This window comes from Bradyrhizobium sp. 23AC (assembly GCF_054863025.1).
Map to the genome: position 1 here is coordinate 377125 of NZ_JAVAYN010000005.1, position 12314 is coordinate 389438.

General features: G+C 62.6%; 10 protein-coding genes. 2 read left to right on the forward strand and 8 right to left on the reverse strand.

Translation table 11 applies throughout. The annotated features are described in order from the left end of the window. Nucleotides 1-122: 122 nt before the first annotated feature. Both RAD10_RS15475 and RAD10_RS15480 read right to left on the reverse strand, forming a co-directional pair. On the reverse strand, nt 123-530 hold the full coding sequence (locus RAD10_RS15475; RefSeq protein ID WP_461618191.1) for a hypothetical protein: 408 nt from the start codon (nt 528-530) through the stop codon (nt 123-125). Nucleotides 531-638: 108 nt separating this feature from the next. Then, the gene (locus RAD10_RS15480; protein WP_461618192.1) at nt 639-1145 is read right to left on the reverse strand and encodes a hypothetical protein; all 507 of its coding nucleotides are present in this window, start codon (nt 1143-1145) and stop codon (nt 639-641) included. A 152-nt stretch (nt 1146-1297) separates the two neighbouring features. On the opposite strand from RAD10_RS15480, the gene RAD10_RS15485 reads away from it, so the two are divergent. Continuing rightward, a complete protein-coding gene (locus RAD10_RS15485; RefSeq protein WP_461618193.1) occupies nt 1298-2968 on the forward strand; it encodes a hypothetical protein in 1671 nt (556 codons plus the stop codon). Here the strand turns inward: RAD10_RS15485 and RAD10_RS15490 are convergent. From RAD10_RS15490 to RAD10_RS15505, 4 genes are all read right to left on the reverse strand, one after another. Continuing rightward, entirely contained in the window at nt 2958-3992 is a 1035-nt protein-coding gene (locus RAD10_RS15490; RefSeq protein WP_461618194.1) for a Gfo/Idh/MocA family protein, read from the reverse strand. The two genes, RAD10_RS15485 and RAD10_RS15490, sit on opposite strands and share 11 nt — an antisense overlap. A gap of 13 nt (nt 3993-4005) precedes the next feature. Next, nucleotides 4006-5199 carry a class I SAM-dependent methyltransferase gene (locus RAD10_RS15495; RefSeq protein ID WP_461618195.1) on the reverse strand — a complete coding sequence of 398 codons (1194 nt, stop codon included), beginning with the start codon at nt 5197-5199 and terminating at the stop codon, nt 4006-4008. Then, nucleotides 5192-6409, reverse strand: coding sequence for a class I SAM-dependent methyltransferase (locus RAD10_RS15500; RefSeq protein ID WP_183234640.1), 1218 nt, complete (start codon nt 6407-6409; stop codon nt 5192-5194). The genes RAD10_RS15495 and RAD10_RS15500 overlap by 8 nt, the downstream gene beginning before the upstream one ends. Before the next feature lie 282 nt (nt 6410-6691). Beyond that, nucleotides 6692-8419 carry a hypothetical protein gene (locus tag RAD10_RS15505; protein WP_461618196.1) on the reverse strand — a complete coding sequence of 576 codons (1728 nt, stop codon included), beginning with the start codon at nt 8417-8419 and terminating at the stop codon, nt 6692-6694. Between the two features lie 118 nt (nt 8420-8537). Between RAD10_RS15505 and RAD10_RS15510 the strand changes: the two genes are divergently transcribed. After that, entirely contained in the window at nt 8538-8831 is a 294-nt protein-coding gene (locus RAD10_RS15510) for a hypothetical protein (protein WP_461618197.1), read from the forward strand. 135 nt (nt 8832-8966) lie between these two features. On the opposite strand, the gene RAD10_RS15515 is transcribed toward RAD10_RS15510, so the two are convergent. Both RAD10_RS15515 and RAD10_RS15520 read right to left on the reverse strand, forming a co-directional pair. Beyond that, nucleotides 8967-11255, reverse strand: coding sequence for a hypothetical protein (locus RAD10_RS15515; protein ID WP_461618198.1), 2289 nt, complete (start codon nt 11253-11255; stop codon nt 8967-8969). 28 nt (nt 11256-11283) lie between these two features. Continuing rightward, nucleotides 11284-12264, reverse strand: a complete 981-nt coding sequence (locus RAD10_RS15520) for a lysylphosphatidylglycerol synthase transmembrane domain-containing protein (RefSeq protein ID WP_461618199.1) — start codon at nt 12262-12264, stop codon at nt 11284-11286. Between the last annotated feature and the right edge of the window lie 50 nt (nt 12265-12314).

The window sequence follows — 12314 nt, forward strand, 5'->3', positions numbered from 1 at the left end:
CACTCTTTACTGGTGGAACCCCAGCGCAACTCTAGGTCATCTGAGCCGGGCGAACAATAAGGGGCCCGCAGATATGCCCTGCACAATCGGCACGAAACCGGCGATGTGTGTGATCCCGGCAACTATTCGGAAAAATCATAGAGACTGGTATCGCCGATGCCGAAGGCGCGGCGCAGTTGTCCGACGCGGCCTGCCATATTCCGGCCCGCCGCCGTCGCTGCGAAGTGTGAATCCACCGGTTCGACAAGGCCGCCGTCGACCAGGTTCCCAATTCGTCCCTGGAACAGATCTGGAACCTGCCGTTCGGCGATCTCCGAAAGCGGAGCCTTCCGCTCGGGCCGGTCGACGAGGCCGAGCAGAATCTCCAGGGAAACCGATTTGTACACTGCGCCAAAAGCGAACACGTAACCCATCACGCAAAAACCGAAAATCGACGCGGCGTCCCAGTACTGAAATTCCGGGATGACGAGGATTCCGAGCATCACGCCGAGACCATGGGTGAGGATCGCGGCGATCGCGAGCAGGGTCACGGCTCCAAGCGACCATCCGCGAGCGCGGGCCATGAGCTGCAAGGCAGGCGCCAGCAGCGCGAAGGTCAGGGCGGCGAGAAATCCGACAACAAAGGACATCGTGGCCTCTCACCCAAGGCCCGTCGACAGACGAACGAGCTTGACGAGACGCGCGACCGCCACCCCCTTGGCCGTCGGAGCCAGCCTGCCGTCGGCCGTGATCACCATCCCCGCGCCGACCAGGAGCTTCAGGCGGTTGTGCGTGAAGGTGCCGAGATCTCCGCCCTGCATGTAGGCTACGGCCCATTGCTCCAGGGTGAGGGGACGCCCGGCCTTAACAAGTGCCGTGAGCAGCGTCAGCGTAAAGCCCCAGGCGAGCAGGCTGAACAGGATGTAGAAAAACATCATCGCGGTCGCGAGCAGGAACAAGCCGCCAAGCACGTCGTCATAATGGCGTTGACCGGGAAGCGCGAGACAGGCGGTCGCGTAGAGGGCCAAGACGGTGATGCAGCCGAGCCGGAAGCGGCGGCCGGATCCGCCGGTGGCGGCGATGCGCGCGTAGCACAATAGCAGCAGCGGCAGCGCGACACTGAGACCAATCGCAGCGGCTTGCGCCGGGCCCGGGAGCATGTTCATTGCGGAAAATCGTCCCGGACGCCTCTCAGGCCCAGCCAGAGCGAAAGTCTATAAAAGGTCGCATTTTTCCGGTCAAGGGAGCCCATCATCCCGCCTTGCGGACGTCACGTGGGCGTGCGAATCCTGCCGGCGATGCCGTTCCTCCGTCCGAGATGCCCCCATTGCTGCGTGCGATAGTCGTCCTCCTCGTCGTGCTATTGGCTGCGCATGCGCCGATGCTCGTGAACGATGGTCTCTTCATGGACGACTGGCTGGTGCTCAAGCCGCGTCCCGACTATTTCATCAACATCGATTTCCTGCTGAACGGCGCCGGTCATCCGATCTTTTACAGCTACGACACATTCGCGAACTGGACGGGCGCCCCGGTTGTCGTGATGGTCTCGCTGGCGATTGTTGGAATCATCTTCGGCGCAACATCGCTCGCGCTGACCGCAACGCGTCTCGGCCTGCTCGACCGCGCCGAGGCGGTCGGTTTCGCGCTGATCGTCTGGACCTATCCCGGCTATCAGCTTTGGGCGGGCAAGGCGAACGCGGTCTACGTCTTCAGCTTCGGATTGCTGTTTATAGGCGCATGGCTGTTGACGCTGGCCTTCAGCGCCCGCGGCCTGCGGCGCGTGCTGCTTCGCGTGGCCTGTGCGCTCGTGTTCCTGCTGAGCTTCGCGCTCAACTCGACGATCGTGCTCTATGCCTTCGTAATGCTTGGTCTCTTCGTTGCGATATGGCGGGGCGGGAAGCCGACGGACGGTTTCGTTCGCCGCACATGGCTCGCATCCTGGCGCAGCGCCCTGGGTTATCCGGAATTGATCCTGCTTCCGCTGATCTACTGGGGCACGCTCAATATCTGGTTCAAGCGGATCGGCGTGTACGCGCAGCACTATGATGCCCATTTCCCGACGCTCGGCGAGTTGGCGAAGGGATGGTTGGCATTCTTCATCACGGGCTACAGGGACGTCCTGGCCCACGCGTTGCGCGCGGCGATCGCCGTCCCGGGGCTGTTCATTTTGGCGGCGGTGCTCGTCGGCATCGTCTTGCTGCTGCTGCGCGCCGACACGAAGCCGACCATGTCCGGAACCGCGATCGCCTTGCCGCTCGTGCTCGCAGTGGTTTTGTTCCTCGCATTGTCGTCGCCCTATCTGATCGCCGGCCTGCGGCCGTCGTCGACGCATTTCTACGAGAGCCGCCATCTGCTGATGCTCGGCGTGCCCTCGGCGCTGGGGTTTCTCGCAATCAAGCGGCTGGCCGAACGTTGGACCAATCCCAGCATCGCCTTTGCAGCCATATTCGGATCGGGCCTGATCATGTCGATCGGCATGCTGTGGAGCGACTACGTCTTCATGCAGGCGCGAACGCTGAAGCAGGAGGCCCTGACGCGCAACCTTGCCGGCCGGGCCCAGCCAGCGGCGACGGTTTATGCGCTCGATGACGGCTTTTTCGACTACCCCTCACGGCATGTGCCGTTCGGCCTCGCCGAGGTCACCGGCATGCTGCGCCTTGCCTGGGGCAATCAGCCCTTCTTCGGATTTGCACTGCGCGCCGAGCGGCCCGACATCCTGCGCGGAATGGACGAGGCGCGGACGGCTCCGGGAAGCGCCTTCCATCATTTCGATCCGACGGGGCCGCAGGCGACGATCTCGTTCCAGCCGGGCCCGGGAGCAGCACCGAACCAGACCTTGGTGCGGAAGTACTATGCGTGCCGGTTCCTGGCGCGCTGCGATGTTGCAGAGTTCCTGGCTCAACTTGCGCAGGTCACCATCAAGCTTGGGCCCATCGCGGGCATTCTGCCGCTCGAGGGCGCAAGCAAGGATGCCGCGCCTAGCCGCTAGCCCACTGTTTCCAAACCGTCTCCGCAAGCGCGATGTCGGTCACTGAATCCGCGCCGGGGGCCAAGGGGATGCCTCGCGCGGCGACGTCGGAAACGAAGGCGTCCGCCTGGCGCCGAAATGCCCAGCTCTTTTCGCCCGTCAGCCGCGTGCTCTGACCATCGTGATCGACGATGACCTCCGCCTCTTGCTCGGCGAAAGGTGGCGGCAATTCCAGGGTCACTGCGCCGCGCTCGAAATCGATCGTCAGCCCCTCGCGCCAGCTGCCCTCGGAGCCGTTCACGAGATCCAGCGTGCAGGCGATGCCGTCGAAGTCGAGCGTGATGCGCGCGGCTCCCGAAGTCTCGATCGCGCTTTCGGCGACCGTCGGCGACGATCCGAGCAGGTAACGCGCCAGGTTGATGATATGGCTGAAGACGTTCAGAAAATTGTCGTAGCCGGGACGCATCGCGCGCGGCATCCAGTCGGGACCATCCGGCCAGAGTTCGATTCCGTCCGGTCGCGCTTCGCCGGTCATCACGAAATTGTCGTGCGACCGGCCGGTGTTGCCGCCGAAGCACCAGCCTTTTGCCCGGACGATGCGTCCGAGCGACTGGTCTTCGCGCAAGCGCGTCAGCATCTGCAGCGCCCGTGCCACGCCGGCATCGTGACGCTTCATGTAGCCGATGCTGTAGACGAGGTTTTGCTGCCGCGCGGCTTCGACCAGCGAACTGGCCTGGGCCGTCGTGTAGGCCATCGGCTTTTCCGACAGCACGTGCCGGCCGCTGGTCAACGCGTCCAGGACGATCGGTCCTGTGGCACGACGCTTCGTCACGACGACGACGGCGGACACCGCACTGTCCGCAAGCAGCTCCCGGTGCGTGCCGTAAACCCGGGGGATGCCAAACTTCTGCGCCGCGGCGGCGGCGAGGTCCGGCCGGAGATCGGCGATCGCGACGACGCGGCAGGCCGGATTGGCAGCGAAATTGGCGAGGTGGCACATCTGGCCGACCATGCCCGTTCCGATGATGCCAATGCCTGGCTTCACTGGCTACGATCCCTTAGCGCTTCCGGATCACGAGGAAATGCGCCGGCTGTCCCCACGTGTTGATGAAGGCCGGATCCGACTGGGTGAGGGCGGCGACCGCAGACGCATCTCGGCGCCCGATCGCGCCAAAGATGCGATGGAAGCTGTCGAGCGTCGCGATGATGGCTTCGATGTCGGCGGCATCGTCGGCGAGAATGTCGGTGGTCCGGATCGTCTCGCGCAGCGACGCGAGGCCCGCGACCACGCGCGGCAGGCTCTCGCCGAAGGGATCATCGATCATGCCATCGACGTCGAGCACGAGTGCCTCGATCGATGCCGAGATCGCCTGCACGTCATCGGCCTTGCCGACCAGATAGAGCTTTCGTCCGCCGAGGAAGCTCAGCCGGCTGCGGTCGAGATGGCGTCTGGCGCGATGCAGCTTCTCGTCGCCGGACAGGACTTTCTTGTGCCAGTAGATGTCGAGGCTGTCGCGGTAGGCCGGCCACGCCGAATGGACGTCGAACCCCTGTTGATGCGCCGCCGCGCACAAGCTGGCCGCGTCGAGGAAGTAGCGATGCCGGACGAAAGGATTTTCCAGCACGTCCATCAGCCAGGATTCGAAGCTGCGGGTGTGCGGAATGCTGTCCCACTTCGCCTCGAACAGCATCTTTGCAGTGTCGAGCGGAGCGCGACCGCCCAATGCCTTGCCGGCCGCATGGATCGCCTTGAGCGCGAGCTCGAAGAAGCCGCCATAGCGCTCGTAATAGGACACGACGGCATAACCGTCCGGATTGAGCAGGCGGTGGAAGACGCCGAGCCATTTTTCGCTCGGCTGCACCGTGTAGATGAAGCCCTCGGCATCGATGATGTCGAAGCGGCGATCGCTGCTGAAGCCCTCGACGTCGGCGAGTGCGAGCTCGCGGAGACGTTGGGTCAGGCCGAAATGTGCAAAGTAGGCCTGGATCTTCGGGTGTGCATGCCGGTTCGGTTCGGCGAGCGTCATGTTCGCGCCCCAACCGGCAAACACCAGCGCGTTCTCGCCGGAATCGGGACCGAATTCGAGCACATCGGCATCGCGGAACAGCCGTGGCGGCAGCACCAGCTTGTCCGAAAACAGCTCGCGCCGCTGGCTGGCGTAGGCCTCGAGCTCGGTGGACGATTTGAAATTCCCGAACGTCGGCAGAACATCCTGACGTTCGTAATAGTTGAAGAGCTTGTCCTCAGCCATGCCGCGACCCTGCGGCCGCCTCGAGACGGTCGAGCTCGCTCCAGATGTCGTTCGGCGCGAAGATCGAAACGATCTGCAGCGGACGCTTCACGCTCTCGCGCAGCCGGCTGCTGACCTTGGCCTCGTTCTCCTCGTTCACGGCCAGGAGACAGACGAGCGGACCCGACTTGCCGGCGAGATCCTCGGGCGAGCGGATCGGAATGCCGGTGCCGGGCAGGAACAGCCCCTGGCGCTCCTTCTGGTCGTCGACCGAGAGGTCGACGAGATCCGCCAGCTCGTGGGCGTTGGTGAAGGTGCAGGCGCGGCAGCCAGCGCCGTAGATGGCAATCTCGGCGCCGTTGGCGCGGGCCTTCGCGAGAATCGGGCGGAGACGCGCGCCATACTCGCGTGCGCGCTGACCGAATTTCTCGCCGACGCCGGACGGCGCGGGCGGCGGCGTCACGGCGCCCTTGGCACGGCGGGCGGCGATCGCGAGACTGCCGCCGCTGAAATTGTATTTCTTCACGGACACCGCCTCGAAGCCGTGGCGCGCCAGCAGCGTGAGCAGGGTCGGTTCGGTGAAATAGCTGACGTGCTCCTCCCAGAGGACGGAGAGGTCGCCCACTGCCGAGCCGGGCGCGAAATCCGGCACGTCGATGAACAGCAGTCCGTCGTCGCTGAGCGCGATCTTGACGCAGTCGAAGAAGTTCTCGAAATCGACGATGTGCTCCAGCACCTGGCGCGATATGACGAGGTCGAACTTGCCGGACTGAGCGACAGCATCGTGGGCCATCGCCGGGCTGAGCATGTCGGCATAGACCTTGATGCCGCGCTCGCGGGCGATCTTGCCCGACACCGGATTGGGCTCGACGCCGACCATGACCTTGGTGCCGCGCTCGCGCAGCTTGTCCATGAACAGGCCGTCGTTGCATCCGATCTCGAACACGGACTGGTGCTTGGAGAATTTCGCGATGGTATCGAGCTCGTCCGCCTGATGCGGCTCCGGCTTCCAGCTGCTGAAATTGTAGTTGAACTGCCGGTACAGAATGTCGGGATCGATCGGCTTGACGATCTGGGGCAGGCCGCAATCTCCGCAGGCCAGCACCTCGAACGGATATCGTTCATCCTGTTCGTTTCGGCTATGCCGAAGCCGATGCGCAATCGGCATCAGTCCGAGGTCGATGACCGGACGCAGGTTGGTCGAATGGCAGAGGCGGCAATGGTCGGTCACGGCTTTAACTCTTTGCAGGAGCAGGTCTGGAATCGGCGTTCCGAGCCATTACGGCCCGCGGCTGGCAGCCATTGTACGGCTATATAGGGCCACAGCGTGCACCTCAATTGATAAGTTGAGATCCCCCACGCTGTCCGCCGGCATCTTATCCGATCGTCGGACTCGCGAAAAACAGAGCCGATTCGGCAGGATTTTGCGGTGACTATTCAGGATGGGGTCCGGCTTCGCGCGAAGACTCTTGGCGCGTGCCGCGCCGCGGTGCGGGCGGAAGCGCGCGGCTGCTCACTTTTCGGTAGAGTCTTGCCGGGACCGCCACGCCGCAAGCGTTGCGATACCATCCCAATAGTCTTTGCCTGGACCGGTCACGCGGCTGCGGTTCCGTAGCGCGGTGATCGCTGCAACCTGTTCGTCGCTGATTGGCGCTCCCAAGCCCTTCCACGTCAGCAAGATGTAATCAGCTCCAACGTGGAGGACGTCCAGATTGCGCGGCATGCTGTCTGAATCAAAAAGCGGGCTTTGCCCATGCGCCCAGAAATCCAGCCGGTCGCTCTCTATGTAAAAGGCATTCACATTGTGGCGGCGTAGCGCGGCAATGCTGATTGGGGCGGGCCCAAGCAGGACGTCTCCATAATCCGGCAGAAACACCGGATGCAAGGTATCCACGACCCGGCCAGATGGCAGGAGAGGGGATTCGGCGCAGGTCGGCAGAAAACGCAAAGCGGAGTTGACGGGGAGGATGTGCCAGTCAGCAGGGACGTGACTTGAAACCTCCCGACAGCGGCGTGGATCGAGGTCGTCAAAGGACGGGGAGGTGCCAACCAGGCCGATGCGACCAGTGACAAACGCCAAGGCGCCCTGCACGCGCACGCGCGTTATCTCGCCCTGCGACCTCGCAACCACAGTTGCGACAAGGGTCGCCAAACAGATCGTCACCATCGCAGAAGGCAGAGAGACGAGGCGAAGTTGCAACTGACGCCGCCGAAAAAGATCGGCGAGCGGCACGATGATTGAAATGGCAATCAGCGGAGTTGCGACCGATCGGAAGGCCAGCATGCGCTCCAGACTTCCATGTGAAGTGAGTGTGATCAGGCTGACGACAGCGAGCAGGCAGAGAGCGAGACCTACGACGAATGGGCCATTTCCTTGGGGGCGTCGTACTCTGAGCAAGGCTGCGCACGCGACAATGAAAGCCGGGTATGTCCAGAAGTTCGTCGCAAGGAAAAGACTCCAGAGCATCTCCCGCAGGCGACCGACTGCGGCCACGATGTCGCGCATCGAAAATCCTGCATACTTGATGCCTTGCGCGTTGTTTACGTAGACCATGAGCTCCAGGCTCGAGATTTGACGAAAGCGCTCCACGTTGATGAGCGGCATGAACACGCCGATCGGATTGACCTCGGCGATGCCGAGATAGATCTGGTTGACCAGAAGGCTGAGAGCCGCTGTGCCAAGACCGATTGCGGCCACTCCGAGTGGCCGCACGATGCCGCGCGGGCCATGAGCGAACCAGCCGGCGCCCGCTCCCGCCATCAAGAAGGCCGTGGCGATGATAGCCGCCTGGGGGACCATGATGGCGATGGACATCACGGTTGGCACCAATGCGCGGAAGATCACGCGGGCCTTGGTGGTGGCATAGAGCGGCCCCGCCCAACAGACGAACAGGAGGAAGGCGCCGGTCTCATAGTGAAAGCGCCCCGTCTCCAATCCGATGAAGCTCGACCACATTGCGATCAAGGCCGCGCACCCCGGCAATATCCAGCCCGTTGTCAGCCGCACCGCCATGCGATGGACCAGCGCCGCGATGGACAGCAAGTAGACAACGGAAAGGATTTGATGAGCCGTCGGACCACCGAAGCTCACGAGCAACATGTCGGCCCCGTGGCCGCGGCCGAGCAAGAACCAGAACAGCTTTGGCTGTTCGGGGTCGAGCCAGAGGGTGTGGCGGTTCTGCAGGTCAGCGAGGAGCGGAAGATAAAGTTGCGGGATATCACCGCGGGTCGCGTCGAGCACGACGCCCTTCACCAGCAGAAGCACGACGGCCGACAGACCGATTAGTCCAACCAGCAGCCACTCGGCAGCCGTAGATGGTATCCAACGGCCACGGGATGGACGCGCAAGGTGCCAGGCGATGATACCCCGTCAAGAATGGGATGGTGATCCACGGGAAGAGCAATCCCGCCGCACCGAGGCAAACGCCGATCAAGACGCACAGCGCAGCGCCGCCGAAGAACTGCAGCACGAGCAAATCGGCGGCGTCGAGGTCGTTGCCTTCGTCGAGCCGGTGAACGAGCAGAGCCCCCATTCCGACAAACGCAATAGCCACGTAGGGAGCGAGGACAGCGAGACACAAGCTGTTCCAGGCGACCAAGGGACCGCCGCTGAAGAACTGGACCTCGGGAGGAACCTTGACCAGCAGGCCTAAGGCCGCGATGAGGAATGGAGCCGTCATCAAGCCGGCACGCGCGCTTGTTCGCCAGCCTCCCCAAGACCAGCGTTTACCGGGATGCATGTAGATGTCTCCGCGGAGGATCGCTTTCCGTCGTCAACTCAGCAACCCTCAGCGGCATTTGGACAGCTGATCGAGAATCGCGAGGTCTCTTGGCTTGCCGTCTGGTGGCAACTGGTGCCTCACCACCTCAAAGGGCTCGACACCGTAAGCCATTCGATAAATATCCTTCGATCTCGTCCTAAGCGTCGAGATTGCCGCTGCCGTTTCCGGAGTCAATGGCTGATCACCAGCCCGCCACGTCAATAGCCAGTAATGCGGAGTCTCGGCGCGGACCGCAAAGCGTCTCGCCAGTTCTTCTTTCTGGAAGAGGTCTGAGAACCCATTCAGCCAAAAATCGCAATTCTCCCTCTGGACGTAGAAGAGATTCACCCCCAACCCGCGAAGCGTGGCTTCCGCCGTATCGGCAGTCCCCAGTGCGACCTTCTTGAAATCGCGCGCGACATCGCTCTGATAGGTATGAATGATCTTGCCTCGCGTGAGGAGCGGCGAGAAGTAGCATGGCACCAACGCGCGATAGCCGTTGAGAGGCAGAATGCGCTCAGACCCCGTCGATTGCTGCAGTTCGTCACAGCGCTGCCAGTCCAGGCTGACACGGGGCAACTGGCGAAGGGGGCGCCCGGTCACAAAAGCGACGGTCCCGTCGTCCCTGAAACTCTGCCAGGGATAGGAAAGGGTTGTCCAGGCGCAGGTGATCAGGAGCGCCAGAAGGGCCACATGAGGCGCGTAACGCCCGGGGGACCAGGTTGAGGTCAGCCGCCGCACGATGACCAGCACTCCACAGGCGATGGCCACGGTCGCGAGCGGGAATAGCGCGGTGACGTGAACGGATAGCCTGATCAGGCTCGGAATATTCAGCGTCATATCCAGAAGTCGGACGCTGGCTACGTAGGCGATGATGATGAAGAGCCCCGCAGCATTGAACGTCATTCGCGACTTCGAGGCGCCGGAGCGATCCGGAAACAGCTTCGAGTCGATGTAAGCCACGGCGCAAGTTGCCGCCGCGAGAACAATGGCAACGAGGAGAACGGACCTGACCTGCTTGAAGAAGGCGAACAACCCCGCCTTGCTGAGGAAGTCGCTGACCTCCAGCGACTGCGCCAGCACGAAATAGTCGAGGATATCGAGGCTGCCGAATTGTGAGAAACGCTCTACCGATGCGGCGCCCCGGAACAGCGAGTACGGGTTGGTGGCCGGGATTCCGAGGTAGAGATAATTGACGGAGAAGGCCAAAATGCACCCAGCGATCGCTCCGACCCCGAGCAGCACGCCGGTCATGACGCCAGACAGGTCGCGCTGAAGCGCCTTGGTGAGCACTCCCAACGCCGAAATCAAAAAGACGAACGCGGCGTAGAGCGGATAGGAAGCCGCGACGGCAAAGGCGCAAATGCCGGCGGCGAGCCTGTCTCGACTTTGGGAAGAGCGGATGACGACCAGCAGGAAATAGACGAAGAATGCCGCGGTCTGAAGGTGGTACTTTCCAAACTCCATGATGTGGAGGCCGGGTGTAACGGTCGGCACCGTCCTCGGCCAAGCAAGCCCGAGAATTGCCAGGCCGAGTGCGATCGGGATCGCAGCCTCTTCGCACCGGCGTCCGAAAGCCTGGAATGGAAGAACGAGGCGGCCGAGCTCGAAAATGACCGCGCCGATCCCGACGAAATAGAGAAACGAAATGATCTGGGCAACATGAGGCGGCAGGAACGTCGCCAGCAACAGATGCAGGCCGTTTCCGTGGCCGATTTCGAAGTCGGAGAAGATGGGATTGTCGGCCGCAAGCCAGATGCTGTGGTTTCTCGCAACCTCGGCAAGATACGGGGCATAGAGCTGCTGAACGTCGGTCGAAATGACGTCGGGTATGACGGCGCGATCGAGGAACACCGCTGCCAGAAGCCAAAGACCCAGCAGCGACATTGCGACCAGCGGCAAAGTTACGGCGAGCTTCCGCGGCTTCCGAAAGCTGCGGCTGTCCCACAGCAGCACCGCGATCGCAAATCCGAGAACGATTTGTGGGTACAGGATGGAAAGAGCGCCGAGTCCAAATCCCGTCAAGATGAGCGTGGCCGCGCCGACAAAGAACTCGTCGACGCGCTGAGTGGGTTCGTGCCTGATGAGCGAGAACGTCAGGCGGCCGGTCGCCATGATGAACCAGCCGAGATACGGCGTCAGGACGATCCAGACGAGGACGTAAAATCGCGTTGTCCAGCCACCGTCAAATAGCAGCGTTCGATAAATGCCGTCGCGGTTCAGGCACCAGATGGAAAGAGCGGCTGGCGCGAAAATGAGCACGCGCCACGACCATGTCTCGGCGAGACTGCGTAAGCGCACCTCGGCAGATGTCATCGCTTGGTCTTGTCCGGCGGTGCCCATGCTAGACCGGCGCTGCATCGGTTCGTTCGGCGATGGCCCGTGCCTCGTCAGGGCTGAAGCTGGTGCGCTCGGGCGCGATCAGCCATACCAGCCCGCCGAACAGGCCGACGATCAGGCCGCCAAGCCCCAGCAAAACCGATATTGCGAGCGCCTTGTCGGATGCGATTCCGGCAAGACCAAGCGCAGCGACCATCGCGCCTTCGCGCACGCCCCAGCCTCCGATCGAGATGGGGACCGCCGAAGACAAGATGACGAGCGGGACCAGCACGAAGGCGTCAAGTGCGGTGAGGGGCGCCTCCAGTCCGATCGCGAGGACATAGCAGGTCGCAACGGTGATCAAGTGGACGACAATGGCTGATACGATCAACATTGCCCGCCCTCCGGCCGTCAGCAACGGAGCCCTGACCAGCATCGCGAATTGCACGACCCTGGCCGGTACGGCCGCGATCAAGCGTGGCGGCCACCGGTCCAGCGTCGCCAGGGCGATTGCGCCGAGGCATGCAGCCGCCAGAACGGTCACGATCGCGAAAAGGAGTGAGTTGTCGTGGACACGAGGCAGCAGGAACGGCATTCCCGCCAGGACGATGAGACCGAGCGCCAGCAGCGCCAGGAAGCGATCGGCCACGATGCTGCCGATCGTCTGCGACCATTGCACGCCATTCCGCCGCAGCATCCAGATCCGGACCGCGTCACCGCCCGCGGGCAGCACCTGATTGAAAAAGGTGCTGATGATGAGAATGCGCCAGCCGGGTAGCCAACCCAGGGGCACGCTCATGGCGCGCAGGATCAGGATCCAGCGGTGGCAGAGAACGAAGGTTTGGGCGAACAGCAGCAACACTGCAAGCGCGAGCATGTTCAAGTTGACGGCGAGAAGATCGGCTTTCAGGGACGACAAGTCCTGGCTGCGCAAGAGCAATACCAGGATCCCGATCGACACCGCGAACTTGACCAGGGTAACCAGTGCTTTTGCAGGCGGCTTCATCGTCTGGTTTCGTCCTCGATCATTCACGCGGGATCGTCGAGCAGCGAGTG